Source organism: Stenotrophomonas sp. (assembly GCF_032056425.1).
Classification (GTDB): domain Bacteria; phylum Pseudomonadota; class Gammaproteobacteria; order Xanthomonadales; family Xanthomonadaceae; genus Stenotrophomonas.
The window spans coordinates 38,214-62,946 of the sequence record NZ_DAMBCN010000028.1; the positions used below are offsets into that span (position 1 = coordinate 38,214).

A 24,733-nucleotide genomic window follows, 5' to 3' on the forward strand; every position below is an offset into this window, starting at 1 on the left:
AATACAGCGGCTGCGGCCCGGAGGACACATGACCCAGCAACGATGGCGCCTGGACGGGCAGACCGCACTGATCACCGGCGCCAGCGCCGGTATCGGCCTGGCCATCGCCCATGAACTGGCCGGTTTCGGCGCCGACCTGATGATCGTGGGGCGCGATATCGACATGCTGGAAACCGCCCGCGACGAACTGCTGGATGTGCACCCGCAGATGCAGGTGCATGCGCTGGCCGCTGACGTGTCCGATGATGAGGACCGCCGGCAGATCCTGGACTGGGTGGAAGACCACAGCGATGGCCTGCACATCCTGGTGAACAATGCCGGCGGAAATGTCACCAAGGCGGCTACCGAGTATTCCGAGGATGAGTGGCGGCAGATTTTCGAGACCAACCTGTTCTCGGCCTTCGAGCTGTCGCGCTATGCGCATCCGCTGCTGGCCCGGCATGCGGCGTCGTCCATCGTCAACGTGGGCAGTGTGTCCGGCCTGACCCATGTGCGCAGTGGCGTGGTGTACGGCATGACCAAGGCGGCCATGCACCAGATGACCCGCAACCTGGCGGTGGAGTGGGCGGAGGACGGCATCCGGGTGAACGCGGTGGCCCCGTGGTACATCCGCACACGCCGCACCTCCGGGCCGCTGTCCGATCCGGATTACTACGACGAAGTGATCGCGCGCACGCCCATGGGCCGCATTGGTGAACCGGAAGAAGTGGCGGCGGCAGTGGGCTTCCTGTGCCTGCCGGCGTCGAGCTATGTCACCGGCGAATGCATCGCCGTGGACGGCGGCTTCCTGCGCTACGGGTTCTGATCGCTTCGCCGAGGTCAGATCCCTTTCCAGAGGAAAGGGCTCTGACCCCCTTGGCAACCCCCTCGGCAGCTCACTCAGGCACGGCGCAATCACTGGCCGCCAGCACCGCCTGCAGCCGCTCGCGTTCGCCGCGTGCAGCATCGCGGTTGTCCGGCGTGGCGAAGCGTTCGCGACCGCGTGCGTTGCGGAAGCGCTGCTGCCAACTGCCGCAGCGTTGGGCCTGGCTGACTTCGCTGCAGCGGTCGGTCACCACTTCGCAGCTGGCTGCATTGGCCGGCGTCACGCCGCCCAGGCCTTGCACCTGCAGCAGTTCGCATCGGCCGGGTGCGGCCTCGTACTCGTGCAGGTAACCGCCCCCCTGGGCGTCGATGCACTGGAAGATGGGCGGTAGCGGCGGCTTCGGTGGTGCACTGCCGTCTGCCTGCGGGTGCGCGTCGTCGCGGGGCAGCTGCGCGCTGTCCAGGATCAGGTTGTCGTCGGCGCGCTCGACCATGCGCGCTTCGCTGATGATGCGTTCTTCGCCGGCCTGTGCCGGTACCGCCGCGGGTGTGGCGGTGGTGGCAGGCTCGGCCGCAGGCGGTGCGCTGGGCAGCGCCGCCGAAGGCGGGGGCTCGGCTGGCGGTGTGGGCGCCGCAGGTGCGGATCCAGGAAGACGCACGATCTCCTGCCGCAGGCCCTGCGCGCAGGGCACGCGCTGCACGGTTGGAACGTCGCTGCTGCCGATGCAGCGATAGATCACCTCTGCCTCGGCCGCAGCTGCGGTGGGCAGCAGGCACAGGGCCAGCCAGAACAGTTTCTTCATGCGAGCAGCGTACAGCGACTGCCCACCAAGGTGGGCAGCTACCAAAGCAGACTCCCCCGGTAGTGGCCAACCTTGGTTGGCCGCATGGCAACGGCGCGGGGCGTTTCAGCCGCCGCAATCGCGGCCCAGCCGCGCGTCAATGCCGCGCTGTTCGGTGGTGATGGCCGTGCGTTCGCTCTGCAGCGCGCTGTTGTAACGGCGGTCCAGCTCCCAGCGCCGATCACGCAGGCGTGAACAGACCTCCTGCGCTGGCAACGGCGTGCAGGTATCGCGCACCAGCACGTTGCCGGCCGGCAGGCTGAAGCCGACCGGTGGCGGGCGCCGGTCGGGCACGGTGCCGCCGATCGGCGGGCCGATGCTGTTGCCGGCGGCGGGGCGCGGCCCCGGGGGCGGGCTGTAGCCGGGGCCGGGCCGGCCGCGCGGATACCAGACGTTGCCCCACACCGTCACCCAGCGCGGGTTCCCTTCGTTGCTGTCGCTGGTATAGCGGCTGCCATCCTCGGCCACGCATTCGTACATCGGCTGCGGCGGCTGCACGTAAACATGGCGGACTTCACGCTCACGCAGGGTGGGGGTATCGGTACGCTCCTGCGGCGTGGCCTCGGTGCTGACCACGCGCGCGGGCGGGTCCTTGGGGCGCTGCATGTCGCGCACTTCCTGACGGCCGCTGCTGCACGGCTTGTCCTGCAGGGCGACCGCGCCGTTGCTGCCCACGCAGCGATAGACGCGCACGTCGTCGGCCGCCAGCGCGCTCAGCGGCAGCAGCAGGGCCAGACACAGGGCGGGTTGCAGCAGGTACATGCGCGCAGCGTGCGCCAAGCCGGGCGCCGCTGCAATCATCGGCTCAGGACCGCAGCACATTGCCACTGAGTGCGTCCCGGATCGGGGTGGGCTGGGCCAGCCCGCCGGTCTCGCCGTCCAGCACGCCGTCCAGCAGGCGCAGCAGGCGCGGGTCCAGCTCCTGGCGGGTACGCGCGGGCGGTTCGCCGGCCAGATTGGCGCTGGTGGACACCAGCGGGCCACCCCAGGCCTGGCACAGCGCGGCCACCAGCGGGTGCGCACTGATGCGCACGGCAATGCCACTGTGTTCACCGGTGATCCACGGCTGGGCACGCGCCCCGGCCGGCAGGATCCACGTGTTGGCGCCGGGCCAGCTGGCCAGCACTGCGCGCTGCCGTGCGTCGGGCAGGGCGTCCAGCCGCACCCAGCCCTGCAGCTGGGCAAGGTCGGCGGCGACCAGGATCATGCCTTTCTCGATCGGGCGCTGCTTCAGGCGCAGCACCATGTGCACCGCCGCCTCGTGCGAAGGATCGCAACCCAGCCCCCAGACTGCTTCGGTCGGGTAGGCGATCACGCCGCCCGCGCGCAGCGTGGCTACAGCAGTATCGAGGGTGAGTTCTTTCATGGGGAAGGCCAGCCCGATGTGGGGATTCATTATCCCCCCGCAGCGTGCAGACGGGGTGGAACCTGCCACCTCAGGTGGGTGCGGACCGGTGGTCCGCACATCCAGCTACATCATCCACGCATGGCGTGGCAGAGCATCCACGCATGGCGTGGATCTACTTTGCGGCTTTTTTCACTGCTTTCTTGGTGGCTTTCTTGGCCGCCTTCTTCGCCGGGGCCTTCTTGGCAGCGGCCTTCTTCGGTGCGGCTTCCTTCTTCACCGCCGCCTTCTTGGCCGGGGCCTTCTTCGCGGCCGCCTTCTTGGCGCCGAAGCCCTTGCGCACGGGCTTGCCGGTTTCTTCCATCAGCTGCTGCACCTCGGCCAGGGTCAGCGATGCCGGCTCGCGATCCTTGGGGATCTTGCCGTTCATCTTGCCGTCGCTGATATACGGGCCGAAGCGGCCGTTCAGCACCTGGATGTCGCTGCCCTCGAACTCCTTGATGATCCGGTTGCGCGCGATCTCTTCCTTCTCTTCGATCAGGAACACGGCGCGGGCCAGGTCGATGGTGTACGGGTCGTCTTCCTTCTTCAGCGAGGCATAGGTGCTGCCACGCTTGGCGAACGGTCCGAAGCGGCCGATGCCGACGCTGACCGGTTCGCCGTTGTCCTCGCCCAGCGCGCGCGGCATCAGGAACAGTTCCAGCGCGTCTTCCAGGGAAATGGTGTGCATCGACTGGCCGGGGCGCAGCGAGGCGAACTTGGGCTTTTCCTCGGCATCTTCGGCGGTGCTGCCGATGGCGGCGTAGGGCCCGAAACGGCCCAGGCGCACGCTGACCGGCTTGCCGGTCTTGGGGTCGGTACCGAGCTCGCGCGCGCCACTGGCTTCGGCGCGGTCGACCGATTCCTTCTTGTCTTCCACCAGTTCCTTGAACGGCTCCCAGAAGCGGGCCATCAGCGGGATCCACTCTTCTTCGCCGCGCGAGACGGCGTCGAGCTCGTCCTCAAGCTTTGCGGTGAAGTCGTAGTCCACGTACTGGGTGAAGTGGCTGGACAGGAACTTGGACACCGCACGGCCGACGTCGGACGGGCGGAAGCTGCGACCTTCCATTTCCACGTACTTGCGGAACAGCAGGGTCTGGATGATCGAGGCGTAGGTCGAGGGACGGCCGATGCCATACTCTTCCAGCGCCTTCACCAGTGCCGCTTCGGTGTAGCGCGGCGGCGGCTGGGTGAAGTGCTGTTCGGCCAGGATGCGTTCCAGCGGAATGCGGTCGCCCGGCTTCATCGCCGGCAGCTTGCGGCCTTCGTCCTCGTCCTCGGCGCTCTTGTTGTCCTTGCCTTCTTCGTACACGGCCAGGAAGCCGGGCACCACCACGGTGGTGCCGCTGGCGCGGAACACGTGTTCGCTGCCGGCGGACAGATCGACACTGACGGTGTTGAGCGTGGCCGGAATCATCTGGCAGGCCACTGCACGCTTCCAGATCAGCTCGTACAGCCTGCGCTCGTCGTCGGTCAGGAAGCGCGACACCTGCGCAGGCGTGCGCAGGGCCGAGGTCGGGCGCACCGCTTCGTGCGCTTCCTGGGCGTTCTTCGACTTGGTCTGGTAGGTGTTGGGCTGGTCGGGCAGCGAGGCGATGCCGTAATCACGGGCAATCACGTCGCGGATTTCGGCCAGCGCATCCTGCGACAGGTTCACCGAGTCGGTACGCATATAGGAAATGAGGCCGACGGTGCCTTCGTCGCCGATCGCCACGCCTTCATACAGCTTCTGCGCCACCTGCATGGTCTTGCGGGTGGTGAAGCCCAGCTTGCGCGAGGCTTCCTGCTGCAGGGTGGAGGTGGTGAACGGCGGGGCCGGGCGGCGCTTGCGCTCCTTGCTGGCCACGTCGGTCACGTGCAGCGAGCCCTGCGCGGCCTGCTGGATGCGCAGGCGGGCGGCCTCGGCGGTATCGCCGTCGGTCACGGTGAACTGTTCGAACTTCTGCCCGTCCAGCTTGATCAGCTTGGCGTTGAAGTGCTGCGACGGGTGCGCGCATTCGGCGCCGATGGACCAGTATTCGCGGGCGATGAAGGCTTCGATCTCCTCCTCGCGCTCGACGATCATGCGCAGCGCCGGGCTCTGCACGCGGCCGGCGGACAGGCCACGCTGCACCTTGCGCCACAGCACTGGCGACAGGTTGAAGCCGACCAGGTAATCCAGCGCGCGGCGCGCCTGCTGCGCGTCCACCAGGTCACTGGCGATGGCGCGCGGCTGGTTGATCGCTTCCTTGATGGCGCGCGGGGTGATCTCGGTGAACACCACGCGCTGCATCGGCTTGTCCTTGACCAGCCCGCGTTCCTTCAGGATCTCGGCGATGTGCCAGCTGATCGCCTCACCCTCGCGATCCGGGTCGGTCGCCAGCAGGATGTCATCGGCGCCCTTGGCGGCCTTGGCGATGGCATCGACATGCTTCTCGTTCTTGTCGATCACGTCGTAGTGCATGGCAAACCCGTTGTCCGGGTCGACCGCGCCTTCCTTCGGGATCAGGTCGCGCACATGCCCATACGAGGCCAGGACGGTGTAATCCTTGCCGAGGTATTTGTTGATCGTCTTGGCCTTGGCCGGCGATTCGACGATGAGCAGGTGCTTGGGCATGTCGGGAAAGGTCTGTGGGCGGACCGGGGGAAGGGGCCGCTAGGGTGGAGCAAACGGCCGCATTAGTGAAGCGGCCACGGGAAATTCCATAAACTGAACGCCCGGTAGTGTGCCGGGCGTTCAGGTTTCCTTATTAGAGGAATCATGTCCGGGCGGCCGGTGTCAAGCAGCGCGGCGTGATGACCGCTGCCGGAAGGCCGCCCGGGCAGGGCCGGTCAGCCGGCCATCTTGGCGATCATGCCAATGGCGAAAATCATCAACGCGAAGCCCGCCAGCATCAGCACGCCGCCGATCACCAGCACCACGATGGTCACCGTGCCCAGCTCGTGGCGCTGCATCTGCGGCTGATCGGTGAAGGCCCAGCGGTCCACCACCACGGTGTCGCAGATCAGGTCGTGCAGGGCCTGCTTGCGGTCGGTGAAGGCGGCCATCAGATAGCCGATCAGCAGGGTCAGGCTGCTGAGGATGGTGGCGAAATAGCGGCCGATACTGCGGCCCAGTGTCAGGCGCTCGCCGTTGCCACGCACCACTTTGATGCCGATGGCCATCTTGCCCAGGGTGGCGCCGCCGCGCGAGGCGTGGAAAAAGCCGTAGTACAGCAGGGCGATGACCAGGCCGGACAAGCCACTGATGATCTGCGCGGTCACTTCGGCGGCGGTGCCGGCGGTGCCGGTCGCACCCAGGCCTGCGCCAATGCCCACGCCCAGGATGGCGCCGATGATCCAGCTGGGAATCAGCAGCACGAAGTAATCGATCAGGTAGGCAGCGAAGCGCTTCCAGAAGCCGGCATAGACCACTTCGCCGCCCTGTACGGCCTGGCTGTAGGCGCCGCTGGACGTGCCAGGAGCGGCATAGGGCGAACTGCTGATCGCGCCGGTGCCGGGCAGCGCCGCGGTGCCGTTGTCGATGGCGGCGTAGTCGCGGCGCAGGTCGAAGCCGCCACTGGCGCTGGACGCACTGGCATCGGCCAGGGTCTGCAGGCCCAGCTCATCCACCACCTGGCGCAGGGCGGCCCATTGGCCCATGCCTTCGCGCCAGACCAGCGTGTCCAGGGTCAGCTGGCCGCGCTGGAAGCGCTGGCGGATCTCGGCCACCGGCAGCGGCCCCTGCCGCTGCTGTCCTTCTGCGTAGTACCACTCGGTCATTGCATGTCCCCTGTTGGGTCGTCCTTGGTTGTGAAGGCCTGTGCCGCTCAGCCGCGGCAAGCGACGGGCAGGTACTTGTCGTCGCTTTCCCCGCTGCATTCCCAGCGGCCGCTGTCGCGGTCGTATTCCTGCCACAGCAGGTCGCCATCGAGGGTCTTGCCCGGTACCGACAGCGTGGCTTCAATGCCGCAGTGGCCGTTGTTGAAGCGGCCGATATGCACGGCCGACAACCCGTGCGCGGCGAAATCCCCGGCGCCCGGGAAGCCGGCATCGTTGGCGCCTGGGCAGCGGCCCTCGTCGTCGGCGAAGTGCTGCACCTGGTCCTTCAGCGGCTGCAGCGCGGTGATCGCACCAGCCACCTTGGCCTTGAGCGTGTAGTCGTTGTAGGCCGGCAGCGCGATCGCGGCCAGGATGGCGCAGATGGGAATCAGGATCAGCAGCAGCCCACCGCCGATGATGGCGGTGATGGCGCACCCGGAAAGCCCCTTCTTCGGGACCGGTGCGGCGGCGGCCGGGGCCGCCGCATACGGCGTGGCCGGCGGCAGGGTGGGCGGCAGCGGAACCTCCGGCGGCGCCGGCGGAGGAGGCGGAGGTGGTTCGACGGATGCAGGTGCATCCATCGCCGGCACGATCAGCCCCAGCTCATCAACCACGCTGCGCAGCGGCTGCCATTGCGGCAAGCCGTCACGCCACACCAGGGTGTCCAGGTTGATCTGGTTGCTGCGGAACAGCGCGATCAACTGTTCCGCAGGCAACGGGCCTTGCTGGCGATTGCCTTCTGCATGGAACCACTCACTCACGGGGGACGCTCCTGAATGCGCACGGCCCCCAAGTGTACGGTCAGTGCAGGGGTTCTGGCTCGTCCACGAACATCTGGGTTTCCATCCAGGCGTAGGCCGCCTCGGCGCCGGGCTGGTTGAACAGCACCATCAGCACCACCCATTTCAGGTCATCCAGGTCCAGTTCGTCCTGGTCCAGGGCCATGGCACGGTCCAGCACCAGCTCGCGCTGGTCGGCATCCAGGATGCCGTGCTGCTCCAGATACAGCAGGAAACCGCGGCATTCCACGTCCAGCTTGTCCAGCTCGGGGCCGTGGTAGATGCGCACGGGGCCATCGACCCGGGCCTGCGAAACGCTGGGCCGCTGGGCGGCCAACGCGTCGAGCCAGTCGAACGCCTTGTTGATCTCGGTGGGGCTGAAACCGGCCTGTATCAGGCCATTCTGCAGCGAGTCGCGATCACGGATCAGGTCAGCATCTTCGCTGAAATAGTGTTCAAACAGGTACAGCAGTACGTCCAGGATGCTCTCTTTCATTGCCCCTCGGCCTGCGTCGGGCGACGCTGTGGAGGTGAAGAAACTAGGGAGTTCGACAGTAGCGGCCGTGTACGCACACCACGATTCCCGCCAGTTCCATGGCCAGCAGCATGGAGGACACCTCCGGCGCCGTCAATCCACAGCGCGTGATCAATGAATCCATACTGATTGGGTCGTGGTCCAGTGCGCGCCACAAGGTCTGGTAGTTGCGGTCACCGGCCCAGTGGGCCGGCAGAGCCGTCGAGACTGCCTGTTCAGTGGGGGCCGCCAGCCGGCTTTGCAAGCCCGGCAGGTGCTGGCGCAGGGCCGGGGCCAGCAGTTCCAGTACCTCTTCGGGGCGCTCGACCAGGGCGGCGCCATCGCGGATCAACCGGTGGCAGCCGGCCGCGCGCGGGTTCAGCACCGAACCCGGCACCGCGCAGACCTCGCGCCCAGCCTCGGCCGCCAGCCGCGCGGTGATCAGCGCGCCCGAGCGCTGCGCGGCCTCCACGACCACGGTGGCCAGCGCCAGCCCTGCCACCAGCCGGTTGCGCGCCGGGAACTGGCCGGGGCGGGCCGGCGTGCCCGGTGGGTACTCGCTCAGCACCGCACCTTCGGCGGCGATGCGCGCCTGCAACCGAGCATTGCCGGGTGGATAGGCGCGGTCCGGCCCGGTGGCGATCACCGCTACGGTACAGCCGGCCGCCTCTAGGGCGGCGGTATGGGCGGCCGCGTCGATGCCGGCCGCCAGCCCGCTGCCGACGGCCAGCCCGGCATCGGCGAAGCAGGTGGCAAACCGTGCGGCCAGCGCCCGGCCGCCGGGCGTGGGCGAGCGGCTGCCGACCACGGCCACCGATGGTCGCCAGGCCAGGCTGGGATCGCCGGCCACGAACAGGGCCAGTGGCGGGTGGGGCAGGTCCTGCAACAGCGGCGGCAGGGCCGGGTCGGTGCAGGCCAGCAGGTGGCGGCCCGGCGCGTCCAGCCACTGCCGGGCGGTGGTCAGCGCGCGGGCATCCGGGCAATGCAGTGCCGCGCATTGCGCAGGCGTGCAGCCGTGCGCGCGCCAGCCAGCCACGCCCAGGGCCAGCGCCGCTTGTGCGGTGCCGGCACCGTGCAGCAGGGCGCGGCGCGGTGCCAGCGGCCCTTCGGCCAGCACCAGGGTCAACAAGGCGAGGGTTTCGTCCATCCGCCGACTATCGGCCACACACGGCAACGGCGCCCTAGGGCGCCGTCGCATGTGCGTGTCAGGGGATGCCGGGCGTGCCCGGCCCGCCCCTACTTCGCGTCAGGGTGCAGCGCGCTGTAGCCCACCTTCACCGGCTTCACGCCCTGCATCACCAGGGCATAACTGACGTTGTCGAAGGTGCGGAACACCATGGCATGGGCGGCGTACTCGTCCGGCAGGGTGACCCGGCCGGCGCCGGTGCTGTGCGAATCGTCCATGCGCGACGAGTTCGGGTACTTCATGCGATGGGCCACATGGCTGCCCTGGCGCCACAGCGAGAACACCGTGCCGTTGTCCACGCCCTGTGCCTTGCCGGCAGAAATGGCGATGACATCGCGCGGGCCGCCGGCATCGAACATGTCGGTGACCGCCAGTACGCGCACGTCCACGCCTTCCACGCTGGCCGCCGGCACGTGCGGGAAGAACTGCAGGTCGTACGGCTGCGCTGCCACCGGCACCAGGCGGTCGCCGGCACGCACTTCGCGGCCGTTGGCGTTGTTGTCCAGTACCAGGGTGGAGGCTTCGGTCTTTTCGCCGGATACCTGGGTGATGGTGCCCAGGCCGACCTGCGCCAGTTCATAGCCCAGCACGCCGCGGCGGTGGTTGGGCGCGTTGAAGGCTTTCCACAGGTTGCCGCTGCCCGGGGTCACGTCGCCATTGGCGTTCAGGTCCTCGGTGGGCTTTGGCTGGGCATAGCGCACGGTCGGGCGGACCACGGCCCAGCGCTGGCCCGGCTGGGCGTCGGCCAGGCGCACATAGGCGGTCTGGCCACCGGTGGCGCGCAGGCGGTTGTCTTCCAGACCGACCACGTAGGGCAGGCCGTCGATGCTGTCCACCACGCTCAGCTGCTTCAGGAACGGCTCGACCTGGGCCAGTGGCACGCCGGTCACGGGGGCTTCCTGGCGCGGGCCGGGCGTGGCCGTCACGCGGTCCAGATAGGCCAGGCTGAGCACGTCACCCGGGTAGATCAGGTGCGGATTGGCGATCTGCGGATTGGCTTGCCAGATTTCGGGCCACAGCCAGGGTTTCTGCAGGAATTTCCCTGCAATGTCCCACAGCGTGTCCCCTTTGCGGACCACATAGGTGTCCGGGTGCCCGCCATTCACTTCAACGGCGGTAGCATAGGCAGCCACGGTCAGCATCGCCGCGGCGAGGACCGTACGAAAACGAAGCAACATAGGTGCGAAGCCCTGATTCCCCAACAGGTTGGCGCACTATAGTCCAGAAACCGGGGCGCAAGGCAAGCGTTGCAGATAGAATCTGCGACGTATGCCGGCGTTGCCCCGGCCCCCTACCCGGAAACTGCCATGGCTCTGCTCCCCATTCTTGAGTTCCCCGACCCGCGCCTGCGCACCAAGGCGGCCCTGATCGAGGCCACCGAGGTCACTACGCCGGCCTTCCAGGAACTGATCGACAACATGTTCCAGACCATGTACGAAGCCCCTGGCATCGGCCTGGCCGCCAGCCAGGTGGACGTGCACAAGCGCTTCATGGTCATCGACGTGAGCGAAGAGAAGAACGAACCGCGGGTGTTCATCAACCCGGAAATCGTCGCCAAGGATGGGGGCCAGGTGTACCAGGAAGGCTGCCTGTCGGTGCCGGGCATCTTCGCCGACGTCACCCGTGCCGACACCATCACCGTGAAGTTCCTGGACCGCCAGGGCCAGCCGCAGGAGCTGACCACCGACGGCCTGCTGGCGGTCTGCGTGCAGCACGAGATGGATCACCTGGACGGCAAGCTGTTCATCGACTATCTGTCGCCGCTGAAGCGCGAGATGGTGCGCAAGAAGCTGGCCAAGCAACGCAAGCACGTGGCGTGATCGCCACGCCGGGCCGGCCCCTGCGCCGGTCCGCGCCTGCGCCCAGCGCGCGGGCTGCACGGCGCCTGACCATGGCGCCGTTCTTTTTTCTGCATGAAATCATCCTGCAAGTGGGGTCGCCATGAGGATTGTCTTTGCCGGTACGCCGGAATTCGCGGTGTCGTCGCTGCGCGCCGCTGCCCGCCACCATGAAGTGGTGGCGGTCTACACCCAGCCGGACCGCCCGGCCGGCCGCGGCCGTGGCCTGGCACCGTCGCCGGTGAAGCTGGAAGCCGTGGCCCGAGGCATTCCCGTCCACCAGCCGGAAACCCTGAAGGATGCAGCGGCCCAGCAGCAGCTGCGCGATCTGCAGCCGGACCTGATGGTCGTGGTGGCCTATGGCCTGATCCTGCCCAAGGCGGTGCTGACCATTCCGACCCACGGCTGCTGGAACGTGCATGCCTCGCTGCTGCCGCGCTGGCGTGGCGCCGCGCCGATCCAGCGCGCCATCCAGGCCGGCGATGCCAGCACCGGCGTGTGCCTTATGCAGATGGAAGCGGGCCTGGACACCGGCCCGGTGCTGCTGCACCAGGAACTGCCGATTGCCGCCACCGATACCGGCGGCCAACTGCATGACAAGCTGGCCGAACTGGGCGCGCAGGTGCTGTCCGACGGGCTGGGCCTGCTGCGTGCGGGCATCAAGCCGGTGGCGCGGCCGCAGCCGGAACAGGGCGTGACCTACGCCCACAAGCTGGACAAGGCCGAGGCGAAGCTGGACTGGGCGCAGCCGGCCGACGTGCTGGCGCGTACCGTGCGCGCCTTCAATCCTTGGCCGATCGCCGAGGCCACACTGGCGGGCGAGCGCGTGCGCATCCATGGCGCGGTGGCGCTGGATCTGGCCCATGGCCAGCCCCCCGGCACGGTGCTGGTGGCCGGCCGCGAGGGCATCGACATCGCTTGCGGCCAGGGCGCGTTGCGCCTGCGCGTGCTGCAGCGCGAGGGCGGCAAGGCGATCACCGCCGCCGATTACCTCAACGCGCGCCGCGATCTGCGCGCAGGGGGGTAAGCGGTGGGCAAGCAGAACGATTTTTCGGTGGCCAAGGCCGCTCCGGGCGCGGCCACCCGCATGCTGGCCGCGCGCGTGCTGGCCCAGGTATTCACCCGCGGCCGTTCGCTGAAGGCCGAGCTGGCATGGGCGCTGCCCAAGCTGGCCGACACCCGCGACCGCGCCCTGCTGGAAGCCCTGTGCTTTGCCGTGCTGCGCCGGCGCAGTACCTACGACGCCGCCCTGCAGGGCTGGATGCAGAAGCCGCTGTCGGCGCGTGATGCCGACCTGCGCACGCTGCTGATGGTGGGTTTTGCCCAGCTGGATGTGCTGGAATTGCCGTCCCATGCCGCGCTGTCGGCCACGGTGGATGCCGCGCGCGCGCTGGGCCGCGAGCGCCAGGCCGGGCTGGTCAATGCCATCCTGCGCCGCGCCCAGCGTGAAGGGTTCCCGCCGCAGCCCGCCCGCGATGCCTTCCCGGAATGGTTGGCGCAGGCCGTCGAACGCGATTGGCCGGCCCAGGCTGGCGCCATCTTCGAGGCCAGCCTGCAACCGGCGCCGTTGTGGCTGCGTGCGAACCGGCAGCAGGGCGGGCGTGACAAGGCGCTGGCGGCGCTGGCCGAGGCCGGCATTGCCGCCGAGCCCAGCCTGGTCTGTGCCGATGCCCTGCGCCTGTCGGTACCGGTGCCGGTGAACCAGTTGCCGGGGTTTGCCGACGGCGCGCTGTCGGTGCAGGACCTTTCGGCGCAATGCGCTGCCGACGCGCTGGCGCCGCCGCCGGGCGCACGCGTGCTCGATGCCTGTGCGGCGCCGGGCGGCAAGTCGGCCCACCTGCTGGAACGCGACCCCAGCCTGCGCCTGCTGGCGCTGGACATTGACGCCCGACGCCTGGCGCGCGCGCGCGATACCTACGCCCGCACCGGGGTGGGCGAGGGCGCACAGACCCAGGTGGCCGACGCCAGCGACACGGCGGCCTGGTGGGACGGCGTCCCGTTCGACGCCATCCTGCTGGATGCCCCGTGCTCGGCCACCGGTGTGATCCGCCGCCAGCCGGACGTGATGTTCCACCGCCGGGCCGAGGACATCGAGGCGCTGGTAGGGGTGCAGGCCCGCCTGCTGGAAGCCTGCTGGTCGATGCTGCGCCCCGGTGGCGTGCTGCTGTACGCCACCTGCTCGATCCTGCGGGCCGAGAATGTGGACCAGGTGCGGGCCTTCCTGAAGTGGCATCCGGACGCGCAGGCTGCGCCGCTGGGTGACGCTTTCGGGCTGGATTGTGAGGGCATCGCCCGCCAGCGCCTGCCCGGCAGCGATGATGCTGACGGATTTTTCTACGCGCGTCTGCTAAAAACAGCCTGACCTCTTCAATCGCCGAGTTCCCATGCTGAAAACCCGCGCATCACGCGAGACGTGGCTGTTCGTAGTGATGGCCCTGCTGGTGCTGGGCGCCGGCCTGGGCCTGCGTGACCCGTGGCCCTCGGACGAACCCCGCTTTGCCCTGGTGGCCAAGCAGATGGTGGAGAGCGGCGACTGGCTGTTCCCGCACCGGGGCCTGGAGCTGTATTCAGACAAGCCGCCCATGCTGATGTGGTGGCAGGCCACGCTCTACAGCGTGATCGGCAACTGGCGGGTCGCCTTCCTGCTGCCCTCGCTGATTGCCGCGCTGGGCACGCTGTGGTGCGTGGTGGACCTGGGCCGCCGCCTGTGGACCCGGCGCGTGGGCCTTTACGCGGGCTGGGCGCTGCTGTTCGCGCTGCAGTTCACCTTCCAGTCGAAGAAGGCGCAGATCGACCCGCTGGTGGTGCTGTTCATCACCTTGGCCAATTACGGTCTGCTGCGCCACCTGCTGCTGGGCCCGGCGTGGCGCTGGTGGTGGCTGGGCTGGTTCTTCGCCGGCATCGGGGTGATCACCAAGGGCGTGGGCGTGATCGCCCTGCTGATGATCGTGCCGGCCGCCATCGCCTCGGCGCTGCACTGGCCGCGGGTGCGCCTGCACGTGCGTGATGTGCGGTTCTGGCTGGCGCCGCTGGCGTTCCTGCTGGCGGTGGCGCTGTGGCTGCTGCCGATGGTGCTGACCGCGCTGGCGACGAAGTCGGGCGAGTACCACGCGTACATGAACGACATCCTGTTCCGGCAGACGGCCAAGCGCTATGCGCAGTCCTGGGACCACCACCAACCATGGTGGTATTTCCTGGGCACCATGCCGTCGATGTGGATTCCGGCGTTCCTGGTTGTGCCGTGGGCCATTCCGGCGTGGCGCCGGCGCCTGCAGCGGCGTGATGCACGCTATCTGCTGCTGCTGGGCTGGTGGGCGCTGATCGTGCTGTTCTTCTCCATTCCCAATGGCAAGCGCGACGTCTACATCCTGCCGTCGCTGCCGATGTTCTGCCTGGCGCTGGCACCGCTGCTGCCGGGCCTGCTGCGCCGGCGCGATGTGCAGTGGCTGCTGGGGGCGTTCACCCTGCTGCTGGCCGTGGTCACCCTGGGCGGTGGCCTGGCCGCGCTGCTGGGCCAGCCCAGCTTCGAGGTGCGCCTGCAGCAGGCGCGCGGCATGGCGCCGGGGGTCATGAACCAGTTGGCCTGGGCCGCACTGGCCATGGGCGGCTGGGCGGTGGCCAGCCTGCTGGTGTTCGGCCGCCGCCGCTGGCACGTGGCGCTGGTGTCCACGCTCACGGTGGTCTGGGTGCTGTACAGCCTGGTGGGCTATCCGCTGTTGAACGATTCCAGCTCGGCGCGGGGCCTGATGCAGGCCGCCGGCAAGCGCATCGGTCCGCAGGCCGAACTGGGGCTGGTGGCGTGGAAGGAACAGAACCTGCTGATGGCCGACCGCCCGGCGGCGACGTTTGGCTTCAAGGTGCACTGGGATGAACAGCTGGTGGCCGGCGTGCGCTGGCAGCAGTTGGCGCCGGAGCGGCGTTGGCTGCTGGTGCTGGAAGACGCCCTGTTGCCCTGCATCGACCGCGGCCAGGCCGAACTGGCCGGTATCGCCAACCGCCGCCGTTGGTGGTTGGTGCCGGCCACGGCCGTGCAGGGTCGCTGCGTGGCCAATGCCGCCGAGCGGGAACGTGAACGACAACAGCAGGATGATGAGTAAGTGTTCGCAGTCTGGTTTGTCCAGACTGCCCACGGGGCCGGAAACACAGTAAAAGGTAAGGGCGGGAGTGGCCTGGCCACTCTTCGGTAATTTCAGCAGGAACGCAGTGATCGCTCTGAACGTGGCAGCTTCACCGGACAACCAGGACGCGCGGGCCGGCACCGTGCTGGCCGCCCCCACCGTGGGACGCCACGGCGTGGCCCATTGGCTGGCCCAGATCGGCCTGTTCTGCATGCCGGCGCTGGTGTTGACCATGCCCAGCAACCTGCTGGGCTATGCCGTGCTGCTGCTCATCAGCACCTTGCTGGCCCCGGAACTGCTGTGGCGGGCCCGGCGCATGGAGCGTTCCACGCTGAAGCAGCTGACCGTGCTGATGCTGGCCGTGGTGGTGCTGGGCGTGTGCTCGATCCTGCTGTTCCAGCAGGGCCTGCGCGACGTCGACAACCGCTCGCGCTTCCTGGTCATCCCGTGGCTGGTGCTGTGGGTCTGCGCCCTGAGGCCGGATATGCGCTGGCTGTGGCGCGGGGCACTGGCGGGGCTGCTGGGTACGTTCGTGCTGGCGCTGGTGCAGGTGCTGCAGGGCGCGCCACGTGCCGAACTGTCCACCAATGCGATCGTGCTGGCCGACATCGTGGCCATGCTGATGGTGCTGCTGGTGTTCTGCCGCCCGTCCCGGCGCTGGTCGCTGGTGATCGTGGGCATGGCGGCCGGCTGCGGCACCATTGTGCTGACCGGCAGCCGCGGCGTGTTCGCCGCCCTGCTGGCATTGCTGGTGGTGCTGGCGCTCAGCCTGCGCTGGCGCACCGGTGCGGCACGCCTGTCGGTGCTGGGGGTGATGCTGGCGCTGGGGGCCACGCTGATGCTGTCGGTGCCCGAACTGCGCCATCAGCTGCGCCTGACCGAGCTGCACAGCGATGTGCAGCGCCTGGAGCAGGGCGATGCCGATTCTTCGGCCGGTGCCCGCGTCGAACGCCTGCAGGTGGCCTGGGAGGCGTTCAAGGACCATCCGTTCACCGGGGTGGGCATCGGCCAGTTCGATACGGCCATGCAGCGTTTGCCGGTGTGCCGTGCCGACCCGGCCGAACTGCGCTGCCACCTGGGCCATGCCCACAACGATCTGGCCGAATGGAGCGCGACCCAGGGGCTGCCGGGCCTGTTGCTGCTGCTGGCGGTGTACGGCGTGCCGCTGTGGGTGTTCGTGCGCCTGCACCGGCGCAGTGGCCGCGCCACGTTCCGCGGGCCGGCGGCGGCCGGCATCATGATCGTGGTCGCCTACGTGCTGTGCGGCCTGACCCAGTCGATGTTCGCCCACCAGATGACGGCCAGCTTCTACGTGACCATCGTCGGCCTGCTGGCCGGTCTTTCCATGGTGGAAGGCGCGCGCCACCGGGCGGCCATTGGACGGTAGCGCCGGGCCACGCCCGGCGTGTCAATCGGCCGGTGGGTCGGCCACGGCTTGGCCGTTGCCCAGCATCCACAGCATGATGGTCTTCTGCCGCACGTAATTGGCGCGCACATAGGCGTAGACCAGGCCATGCCAGCCATCGCGGAAGCCGCCGCGGAACACGAAGCCGCGCCAGAACCGCCAGGCCGGTGCCAGCACCAGCTTGCCCAGGGTGGCGCGCTTGCCACGCGCGAACTCATGCTCGGCCATCATCCGCGCGTACTTCTCGGTCTTGGCCAGCTGCTGCTGCAAGGACCGGTACGGGTAGTGGATGAGATCGCCGCGCAGGGTGCCGACGCTGCCGTCCACGCTGGCCGCTTCATGGATCTCGCGCTTGCCGCGCCAACCGCCGTGGCGCCGGTCGAACAGGCGCAGCACGCGGTCGGGGTAGGCATTGCCATGGCGCAGGAACTTGCCGAAATACTCGGACAGGCGCGCGAAGCGGTAGCCGGTGTGGCCGCTGAAGCCGCCGTCGCGGGCGGCCTCGATGGCCGCGCGCAGTTCCGGGCTGATCCGCTCGTCGGCGTCCAGGCACAGCACCCAATCGTGCTGCGCCTGCGCCACGCAGAACGCCTTCTGGCTGCGGAAGCCGTCGAACGGCCGCTGCAGCACGCGGGCCCCGGCGGCCTCGGCGATGGCCACGGTGGCATCGGTCGAATAGGAGTCCACCACCACGATCTCATCACAGAAGGCCAGCGAGGCCAGGCAGTCGCCGATGCGCCCGGCCTCGTTGAACGCGATAATGCACGCTGAGATGCGAGGCCGTTCGATGGGAGCGGTCGTGGAGGACATGATGGCCGGGTACCTGTTGTTTGCGACGGAGCGCTATGCGCTGCCTATTCTCGCCCCGTTGGCGCAGGCGTTGCACGCCTCGGGCCAGCAGGTCAGTGCCTGGTTCGAAGGCGGCGCCGCGGGCAGCCAGCTTCCCGGGGTGCCCACGGTGGGTCTGAAGCAGGCCCTGGCACTGCGCCCGCGCGCGGTGTTCAGCGCGGCAAACTGGGTGCCGACCTTCCTGTCCGGGGCCAAGGTGCAGCTGTTCCATGGCTTCAACGTGGAAAAGCGCGACAGTGCGCGCGGCCACTTCCGGGTGCGCGGCATGTTCGATCTGTACTGCACCCAGGGCCCGGCCACCACCGCACCGTTCCGGCAGATTGCCGACCAGCAGGGCCATTTCGCGGTGGCCGAGACCGGCTGGCCGAAGCTGGATCCGCTGTTCCGCGACGATGGCGGTGAAAGCGCGGCGCTGCGCGCGCCCGCTGCGGGCCGCCCGGTGGTGCTGTTCGGTTCCACTTTCACCGAGCGCCTGAGTGCGGCCCCGCACCTGCACGCGCAGATCGCGGCAGACATCGTCGCAGGGGATCGCTACTGGCTGCTGACCCTGCACCCCAAGTGCCCGCCGGAGCTGTTCGAGCGCTACCGCGCGCTGGCCGGTGCCAATGCGCGCTTCATCGAACCCGAGCAGGTGATGGCCGCGCAGCGTGCGGCCGACGTGCTGGTGTCGGACACTTCGTCGATCGTTTCGGAGTTCATCGTGCAGCACAAGCCGGTGGTGACCTTCCGCAACCGGGTGCCGAAGCCGCACATGATCGACTTCGATGCCGCCGAACAACTGCCGGCGATGCTGCAGCGCGCGCTGCACCCCGATGCGGCACTGACGGCGGAGATCGTGCGCTATGCCGATGCCATCCACCCGTACCGCGATGGCCGTTCCAGCGAGCGGGTGATCGCCGCCACCGAAGATTTCCTGGCCGGCGAGATGGGCGCGCTGCGGCGCAAGCCCTTCGGTACCTGGCTGCGCGATCTGCAGATCCGCAAGGATCTGGGCTACTGGGGCCCGGCGCAGCGCTGAGGGGGGGGGCGATCGGGTAGCGTCGATCGTTGGGTTGCCACGCGCCCGCCAGTAGATCCACGCCATGCGTGGATGGTGTGTGTCTGGGGTCAGAGCCCTTTCCTGCGGAAAGGGATCCGACCCCGTGTCACCAGCGCAGCTTGCGCCGGGCCAGCGCCTGGGCCAGCTGTTCCATCACCTGCTGCGCGCGGTCCTGCGGCAGGTAGCGCAGGGTCAGCGCCACATCGCCGTGTGCGCCGGCGGTATCCAGCTGCAGGCTGGCGGTGCCCAGCAGCTTGTCCAATGGCGTGCGGTGCAGGCGCAGGGCCTGCACCTTGTCCAGTTCGGCCCAGCGCCACCAGCGCTTCCACCAGCCGCCGCGCACGGCCACGAAGTGGTCGTCCAGGTACCAGCCCATGCGCGCCATCTGCCGGTGCGCGGCCAGCAGGGCGATCGGCAGCCAGGCCAGCACGGCCAGCCCGAACGTGCCCCAGCGCCAGTACGCTGCAGCGGCCAGCAGCGGCACCAGCAGCAGGCTGCCCAGCGCCAGCCGCCACCAACCGCGCTGGCGTACCGGCTGCCACTGCGGCGGTGGCCAGTGCAGCTGCGGCAAGAGGTGCTGCACCAGCCCGTCGCAGGTTGCCGCCGGCGCCAGCGGCGCCAGTTCGCGCAGCGCGCGGTCATCGTCGCGCGAGGGCCCACCGGCGGCGCTGTCGATGCGCAGCTGGCGCAGCCCGAACCAGCGGTGCAGGGTGCTTTCGCGCAGGGTCCAGGCCTGGATGCGGCGCCGCGCCACGCTGCTGCGGGTGCGGCTGAGCAGGCCGGTGGCCACGGTCAGGCGGCGCTCGCGCTCGCTCAGGGTGAAGCCGTGGTAGCGCAGCAGGGTCAGCGCCACCGACAGCACGCGCAGCGCCAGCCAGCCCAGCAGCAGCACGCTGGCGGCCAGCAGCAACGCACCGGTGGTGCCGGGGTGCAGGTGGCTGACGAAGCCGAAGGCCTGGCGGCCGCCGCGCTGGATCGCATCGTCCATCACCGGCCGTGGCACGGTCTGGAACAGCAGGCCGAAGGCGGCCACCGCCAGCGCCCAGCCGCGGTTGGACAGCAGCCCCATGCGCAGCACGTCCCAGCTGGACAGGCGCAGCAGCACGTGGTCCTGCGCATCGTCCGGTGCGACCGCCTGCGGTTGATCGTCGGCCACGGCCTGTGGCGCCTGGCCGCGCTGGCGCACCAGTTGTTCCAGCGCCAGCGCCTGGTCCAGCCGCAGCACGCGCATTTCCGCTTCCGGGCGTACGCCGCCGGCCGATTCCAGGCGCAGTTCGGCCACGCCGAACAGGCGGTGCAGCGGGTTCTGCCGCACTTCCACGTTGTGGATGCGGGCGAAGGGAATTTCGCGCCGGTTGCGCGCGAGCAGGCCGCTGCGCACGGTGATCGCATCGGCGCCGATCTGGTAGCGGTAGCTGAGGTACTGCAGCACCGACACCAGCACCAGCGCGACGATGGCGCCCAGCGGAATCAGCTGCGCCCACATCGGGTCGCGGTCGCCGCGCTGGCCGAACACCAGCAGCGCGACCAGCGGCAGGAAGTAATGGCGCAGCTGCATCAGCAGCACGAACAGCCACGACCAGGGGTGCAGGCGCTGGTCCTGGCCGCCGGTGGGCAGCGCTGCAGGCAGGGGCGGCGGCTGGCTCACAGGGCGTCGGCGTCCTGGTCCAGCTGGTGGGCCAGGGTGTCGCGCAGGCGTTCTGCATCGGCCTGGTCCAGACCGTTCACGGTGACCGCGCTCATGCGCGTGCCCGCGGTATGCACGATCAGCGTGGCCAGGCCGGCGCGGCGCTCCAGCGGCCCGCGGCGCAGATCCAGATGCTGCACGCGTGACACCGGCACCCGTGTTTCCAGCTGCCACATCAGGTCGCGACGCAGGCCCAGTCCCTGCGCGTCCAAACGCCAGCGCGTGCGACGGGTGCGGCGGTGGCCGATCCACGCGCCGAACAGCACACCGACCAGCAAGGCCGCACCGGCACCCCACAGCCCACCGGGCGCGTCGAAGAACCAGCAGGCGGCGGCCAACGGGGCGCCGGGAATGAACAGACCGCCGAATGCGCCTTCCAGCGCGGCCAATGCGGCCGCGCGCGCAGGCAGCGGCTGCCAGTGGTCCAGGGGCGGCGCAGGGTCGGCAATCGGCAGGTCGGTCACGCAGGCATCCGTCGGGCAGCAGGGCGGGCGATGGCGGCCGCAGCCGCACCGCGCTGACGGTAGCAAATCGGCCGCGTTACTGGGCGGCCTGGATCAACGCATCCACGTCCAGCAGGTGGCCGGCGCGGTCGGCCTTGGTGCGCAGGTACTGCTCGTTCTCGGCGGTGATCTCGCCAGTGACCGGAATGCAGTCCAGCACTTCAATGCCGGCATTGCGCAGGCGCTGCGCCTTGGTGGGGTTGTTGCTGAGCAGGGCCACGCGGGTGATGCCCAGGCCGTGCAGCATGGCCACCGCGCTGCCGTAGCGGCGCTCGTCGGCACCGAAGCCAAGCTGTGCATCGGCGTCGATGGTGTCCAGGCCGTCGTGCTGGTAGCCATAGGCGCGCATCTTGGCGGCGATGCCGGTGCCGCGGCCTTCCTGGTCCAGGTACAGCAGCACGCCGCCACCCAGTTCCTTCAGCTTGCGCAGGCCGCGCCGCAGCTGGTCGCCACAATCACACTTGAGCGAACCGAACAGGTCGCCGGTCAGGCACGAGGAATGCACGCGCACCGGCACCACGGCCGACAGGTCTGGCTCGCCGACGATGATCGCCACCTGGTCGCGCTGGGCCACGCCACCGCGGAACACGGCGAAGGTGGTCATGCCCACATCGCGCAGCGGCACCGGCGAACGCGCCACCAGTTCGTAATCGTGAGCGGCATGGGCAGCGCCTTCGGCCAGATCGCACAGGGCCACTTCGGCGGCGCCGTCGAAGGTACGGTCGTCGTCCGCCAGGCGCACCGCCACCATGGCCGGCAGCAGCAGGCCCAGGCGGGCCAGTTCCACCGCTCCAGCGTCGAAGGCATCGCCAGCGCTCCAGCCCTCCGGCATCGGGCCCGGCTCGCGCAGGTAGCCCAGCGACGGCAGCGCATCGAAGGCGATTCCGGCCAGCGGCAGGCGCGCGCCGTGCGCGGCGTCCACGCCCAGCACGCGGGCGCGGGTGGCGGTAAGGAACAGGTAATGGCGTTGCTGCGCGGCGTTGGCGAAGGCGGCGAAGCTGCTGGCGGTGGCGCTGTCCAGCGCGATCACCGCCAGGCGCTGGCCCTGGCCATCGTGCAGCAGGACCGGGCGACCGGCACGCAGTTCGGCCACCGCGCGTTCGCAGCGGATCGCGGCAGGGTCGCCGAACAGGGAAGAAGCAGGCATGGCAGGACCGGGGGAGGCGGACATCGCAGTCTCTATGGGGGCGCCGGCGTCGTATTCAACATAGCGCGATCGCTGGCGTCCCGCCGTCAGTGCGGGTGCTTCTCGGTGGCGTAGGGGTCGTCTTCGCCGCTGCCCGGCGGCCGCAGCGTGTAGCGCTTGTAGGTCCACTGGTACTGCGCCGGGTCGCGCCGGGCAATGCGTTCAATGCCGGCATTGAGCGCGGCCACGGCCACCTGTGGGTCCGGGTCGGCCACGGCCGGGTCGGTCGGTTCGATGTGCAGGGCGAATTCCATGTCCGGACCGATGCGTTCGCACCAGCCGTACAGCACGGTGGCGCCGGTGCGCTCGGCCAGCCGGTTGACCAGGGTCATGGTCAGCGCCTGCACGCCGAAGAACGGCACGAACACGCCGTCGCCGGCCTTGGGCTGCTGGTCGGGCAGGATGCCGGTAGCGCCGCCGTCCTTCAGCACCTTGAACAACTGGCGCACCGCCGGGCCTTCGGCGCGCACCTGCTGCACGTTCTGGCCGCCGCGCACCAGCTGCAGGAAGGCATCGCCGGCTTCGTCTTCCGGTGGCTTGTAGACGATGGCGATCTGCCCGCGCGAGGCCAGCCACTGGTTCAACAGCTCCCAGTTGCCGAAGTGCGGGGCGGCCACGATCACGCCCTTGCCGCTGGCCAGGGCGGCGTCGTACAGGGTCTGGCCGTGGCGCTCCTTCAGGTGCAGCCGCAGGTTGTCGGCCGGGCTCTGGCTCCACAGGCGCAGGGTTTCAATGGCCTGCAGCGCGGTCGAGCGCAGCACCTGGCGATGCAGAGCGGTGCGGGTGGTCGCGTCCAGTTCCGGGTAGGCCAATTCCAGGTTGCGGCGGGTCACCCGGCTTTCGCGGGCGTCCAGGCGGATCCACGCCCAGGCCAGGGCGTGCGCGAACCCCCGTAGCAGCGGCCAGGGCAAGCGGGCGAACAGGGTGGTGGCGCGGTAGACCAGCCGGGCTTTGCGTTGCGGATTCATCGCCCCCAGTTTAGCCAAGGGCGCTGCTATCGTGGCCGGCCGTGTTCAAAGGAAGCCCCCGCATGCTCGTCCTGATCCAGCGCGTCAGCCAGGCCGCCGTCCACGTAGAGGGCGAAGCGGTGGGGCAGATCGGCCCGGGCCTGCTGGCCCTGGTGGGCATGGAACCGGGCGACACCGAGGCGCAGCTGCAGCGCATGGCCGAACGCCTGCTTGGCTACCGTGTATTCGCAGATGAGGCCGGGCGCATGAACCGATCGCTGCGCGACACCGGCGGCGGCCTGCTGCTGGTCAGCCAGTTCACCCTGGCCGCGGACACCCGTTCGGGCATGCGGCCCAGCTTCACCAGCGCCGCCCCGCCGGACGAGGCTGAACGCGGGTTCAATCGATTTGTCGATATCTGCCGTGAAAATCATGCCCCGGGGGTGGAAACGGGCCGATTTGGTGCCCATATGGTCGTCAGCCTGGTCAATGACGGTCCCGTGACCTTCCTCCTCAGGCCCTAGGCCGCCGGGACCACCGCCCGGCAGGCCGGGCCCCGGGCTGGTATAATGCTACGTTCCCTATTTCTCCCTAGCCGGTGGCGCGAGCACTACATGGCCAACGAACGTCCTGCCCAATCCGAAATCAAGCAACTGATCAGCAAGGGCCTGGAACAGGGCTACCTGACCTACGCCGAAGTCAATGACCATCTGCCGGACGACATGGTCGACCCGGAACAGATCGAAGACATCATCGGCATGATCAACGGCATGGGCATTGATGTCCATGAAGTTGCGCCGGATGTGGAAACCCTGCTTCTGAACGACGGCAACACGGGCAACCGTGAGGTCGACGACACTGCGGCTGAAGAAGCCGCCGCAGCGCTGAGCGCGCTGGACACCGAAGGTGGCCGCACCACCGACCCGGTGCGCATGTACATGCGCGAAATGGGCACCGTCGAGCTGCTGACCCGCGAAGGCGAAATCGCCATCGCCAAGCGCATCGAGGAAGGCCTTTCGCAGGTGCAGGCCGCGCTGGGCCAGTTCCCGGTGTCGGTCGAATCGCTGCTGAGCGATTACGAAGCGCACAAGGAAGGCAAGAAGCGCCTTGCCGAAGTGATCGTCGGCTTCAACGACCTGGCCGACGAAGAGCCGGCGCCGCCGGCTGCCGCCGCCGCCGATGACAGCGACGACGCTGACGCCGATGGCGACGAGGACGAGGACGATGATGTCGACGGTGGCGATGAAGAAGCCGCACCGACCGGTCCGGACCCGGAAGAAGTCGCTGCGCGCATGCAGGCGCTGAGCGATGCCTTCAATGCCTTCAAGAAGGCTGCCGGCAAGAACGACAAGAAGAACCTGCCGCGCCTGCGCGAAGAAATGTCGGCCGTGTTCGTCACCCTGAAGCTGCCGCTGCCGCTGACCGACGTGCTGACCAAGCAGCTGCGCGACACCATGGCCAGCATCAAGGGCCACGAACGCCGCGTGCTGAACCTGGCCACCGTCACGGCCCGCATGCCGCGCAAGGACTTCATCCGTTCCTGGGAAGGCAACCAGACCAACCTGGAATGGGTGGAAGACGCACTGAAGCGCAAGCAGAAGTGGTCCTCGGCCCTGCGTGAAGTGAAGGACCAGATCATTGCCGAACAGCAGGCAACGATCGACATCGAGAAGCTGACCCAGCTGGACCTGGAAGAGCTGAAGGAAATCAGCCGTGCCATGGCCTACGGCGAAGCCAAGGCACGCAAGGCCAAGAAGGAAATGGTCGAGGCCAACCTGCGCCTGGTCATCTCCATTGCCAAGAAGTACACCAACCGTGGCCTGCAGTTCCTCGACCTGATCCAGGAAGGCAACATCGGCCTGATGAAGGCGG

23 protein-coding genes are annotated in these 24,733 nt (G+C 68.7%); 9 read left to right on the forward strand and 14 right to left on the reverse strand.

Annotated features, from left to right (window positions below):
* Positions 1-28 precede the first annotated feature (28 nt).
* Positions 29-805 carry an SDR family oxidoreductase gene (locus tag RTY46_RS16585; protein ID WP_312709757.1) on the forward strand — a complete coding sequence of 259 codons (777 nt, stop codon included), beginning with the start codon at positions 29-31 and terminating at the stop codon, positions 803-805.
* Between the two features lie 70 nt (positions 806-875).
* Here the strand turns inward: RTY46_RS16585 and RTY46_RS16590 are convergent, their stop codons facing one another.
* From RTY46_RS16590 to RTY46_RS16630, 9 genes are all read right to left on the reverse strand, one after another.
* Positions 876-1,607, reverse strand: a complete 732-nt coding sequence (locus RTY46_RS16590) for a hypothetical protein (RefSeq protein WP_312709759.1) — start codon at positions 1,605-1,607, stop codon at positions 876-878.
* 105 nt (positions 1,608-1,712) lie between these two features.
* Positions 1,713-2,408 (reverse strand): DUF4124 domain-containing protein, encoded by a 696-nt coding sequence (locus RTY46_RS16595; protein WP_312709760.1) that lies wholly within the window; start codon positions 2,406-2,408, stop codon positions 1,713-1,715.
* Between the two features lie 43 nt (positions 2,409-2,451).
* Entirely contained in the window at positions 2,452-3,012 is a 561-nt protein-coding gene (locus tag RTY46_RS16600; RefSeq protein ID WP_312709762.1) for a Sua5/YciO/YrdC/YwlC family protein, read from the reverse strand.
* Positions 3,013-3,166: 154 nt separating this feature from the next.
* Positions 3,167-5,626: a DNA topoisomerase I gene (locus tag RTY46_RS16605; protein ID WP_312709763.1), complete on the reverse strand. Its 2,460-nt coding sequence runs from the start codon at positions 5,624-5,626 to the stop codon at positions 3,167-3,169.
* Between the two features lie 215 nt (positions 5,627-5,841).
* A complete protein-coding gene (locus RTY46_RS16610) occupies positions 5,842-6,771 on the reverse strand; it encodes an RDD family protein (RefSeq protein ID WP_312709764.1) in 930 nt (309 codons plus the stop codon).
* Between the two features lie 47 nt (positions 6,772-6,818).
* Complete coding sequence (locus RTY46_RS16615) at positions 6,819-7,571, reverse strand: GYF domain-containing protein (protein ID WP_312709765.1); 753 nt, start codon at positions 7,569-7,571, stop codon at positions 6,819-6,821.
* Positions 7,572-7,611: 40 nt separating this feature from the next.
* Complete coding sequence (locus RTY46_RS16620; protein WP_312709766.1) at positions 7,612-8,085, reverse strand: DUF494 family protein; 474 nt, start codon at positions 8,083-8,085, stop codon at positions 7,612-7,614.
* A 43-nt stretch (positions 8,086-8,128) separates the two neighbouring features.
* Positions 8,129-9,250, reverse strand: a complete 1,122-nt coding sequence (dprA, locus tag RTY46_RS16625) for a DNA-processing protein DprA (RefSeq protein WP_312709767.1) — start codon at positions 9,248-9,250, stop codon at positions 8,129-8,131.
* 89 nt (positions 9,251-9,339) lie between these two features.
* Positions 9,340-10,467 (reverse strand): LysM peptidoglycan-binding domain-containing protein, encoded by a 1,128-nt coding sequence (locus RTY46_RS16630; RefSeq protein ID WP_312709769.1) that lies wholly within the window; start codon positions 10,465-10,467, stop codon positions 9,340-9,342.
* A gap of 129 nt (positions 10,468-10,596) precedes the next feature.
* On the opposite strand from RTY46_RS16630, the gene def reads away from it, so the two are divergent.
* From def to RTY46_RS16655, 5 genes are all read left to right on the forward strand, one after another.
* A complete protein-coding gene (gene def, locus RTY46_RS16635) occupies positions 10,597-11,109 on the forward strand; it encodes a peptide deformylase (protein ID WP_312709771.1) in 513 nt (170 codons plus the stop codon).
* Positions 11,110-11,230: 121 nt separating this feature from the next.
* The gene (fmt, locus tag RTY46_RS16640) at positions 11,231-12,154 is read left to right on the forward strand and encodes a methionyl-tRNA formyltransferase (RefSeq protein WP_312709772.1); all 924 of its coding nucleotides are present in this window, start codon (positions 11,231-11,233) and stop codon (positions 12,152-12,154) included.
* 3 nt (positions 12,155-12,157) lie between these two features.
* The gene (gene rsmB / locus RTY46_RS16645) at positions 12,158-13,489 is read left to right on the forward strand and encodes a 16S rRNA (cytosine(967)-C(5))-methyltransferase RsmB (RefSeq protein ID WP_312709774.1); all 1,332 of its coding nucleotides are present in this window, start codon (positions 12,158-12,160) and stop codon (positions 13,487-13,489) included.
* Between the two features lie 22 nt (positions 13,490-13,511).
* A complete protein-coding gene (locus RTY46_RS16650) occupies positions 13,512-15,224 on the forward strand; it encodes a glycosyltransferase family 39 protein (protein ID WP_312709776.1) in 1,713 nt (570 codons plus the stop codon).
* Between the two features lie 232 nt (positions 15,225-15,456).
* Positions 15,457-16,632, forward strand: coding sequence for an O-antigen ligase (locus tag RTY46_RS16655; protein ID WP_312709788.1), 1,176 nt, complete (start codon positions 15,457-15,459; stop codon positions 16,630-16,632).
* Between the two features lie 21 nt (positions 16,633-16,653).
* Here RTY46_RS16655 and RTY46_RS16660 read toward each other — a convergent pair whose 3' ends face one another.
* On the reverse strand, positions 16,654-17,460 hold the full coding sequence (locus RTY46_RS16660; RefSeq protein ID WP_312709778.1) for a glycosyltransferase family 2 protein: 807 nt from the start codon (positions 17,458-17,460) through the stop codon (positions 16,654-16,656).
* On the opposite strand from RTY46_RS16660, the gene RTY46_RS16665 reads away from it, so the two are divergent.
* Positions 17,459-18,517, forward strand: a complete 1,059-nt coding sequence (locus RTY46_RS16665) for a CDP-glycerol glycerophosphotransferase family protein (protein ID WP_312709779.1) — start codon at positions 17,459-17,461, stop codon at positions 18,515-18,517. The two genes, RTY46_RS16660 and RTY46_RS16665, sit on opposite strands and share 2 nt — an antisense overlap.
* 127 nt (positions 18,518-18,644) lie before the next feature.
* On the opposite strand, the gene RTY46_RS16670 is transcribed toward RTY46_RS16665, so the two are convergent.
* The 4 genes from RTY46_RS16670 to RTY46_RS16685 all read right to left on the reverse strand — a co-directional run bounded on the left by RTY46_RS16670 (position 18,645) and on the right by RTY46_RS16685 (position 22,882).
* Complete coding sequence (locus tag RTY46_RS16670; RefSeq protein ID WP_312709781.1) at positions 18,645-20,186, reverse strand: PH domain-containing protein; 1,542 nt, start codon at positions 20,184-20,186, stop codon at positions 18,645-18,647.
* Complete coding sequence (locus RTY46_RS16675) at positions 20,183-20,689, reverse strand: PH domain-containing protein (protein ID WP_312709782.1); 507 nt, start codon at positions 20,687-20,689, stop codon at positions 20,183-20,185. The genes RTY46_RS16670 and RTY46_RS16675 overlap by 4 nt, the downstream gene beginning before the upstream one ends.
* Positions 20,690-20,765: 76 nt before the next feature.
* Positions 20,766-21,899, reverse strand: coding sequence for a GTP cyclohydrolase II RibA (gene ribA, locus RTY46_RS16680; RefSeq protein WP_312709783.1), 1,134 nt, complete (start codon positions 21,897-21,899; stop codon positions 20,766-20,768).
* Positions 21,900-21,961: 62 nt separating this feature from the next.
* The gene (locus RTY46_RS16685) at positions 21,962-22,882 is read right to left on the reverse strand and encodes a lauroyl acyltransferase (RefSeq protein WP_312709784.1); all 921 of its coding nucleotides are present in this window, start codon (positions 22,880-22,882) and stop codon (positions 21,962-21,964) included.
* A gap of 62 nt (positions 22,883-22,944) precedes the next feature.
* Here RTY46_RS16685 and dtd point away from each other — a divergent pair, with 62 nt between their 5' ends.
* Both dtd and RTY46_RS16695 read left to right on the forward strand, forming a co-directional pair.
* The gene (dtd, locus tag RTY46_RS16690; RefSeq protein WP_108757268.1) at positions 22,945-23,385 is read left to right on the forward strand and encodes a D-aminoacyl-tRNA deacylase; all 441 of its coding nucleotides are present in this window, start codon (positions 22,945-22,947) and stop codon (positions 23,383-23,385) included.
* A gap of 90 nt (positions 23,386-23,475) precedes the next feature.
* Positions 23,476-24,733: RNA polymerase sigma factor region1.1 domain-containing protein (locus RTY46_RS16695; protein ID WP_312709785.1), on the forward strand; the 1,258-nt coding region annotated here is incomplete at its 3' end.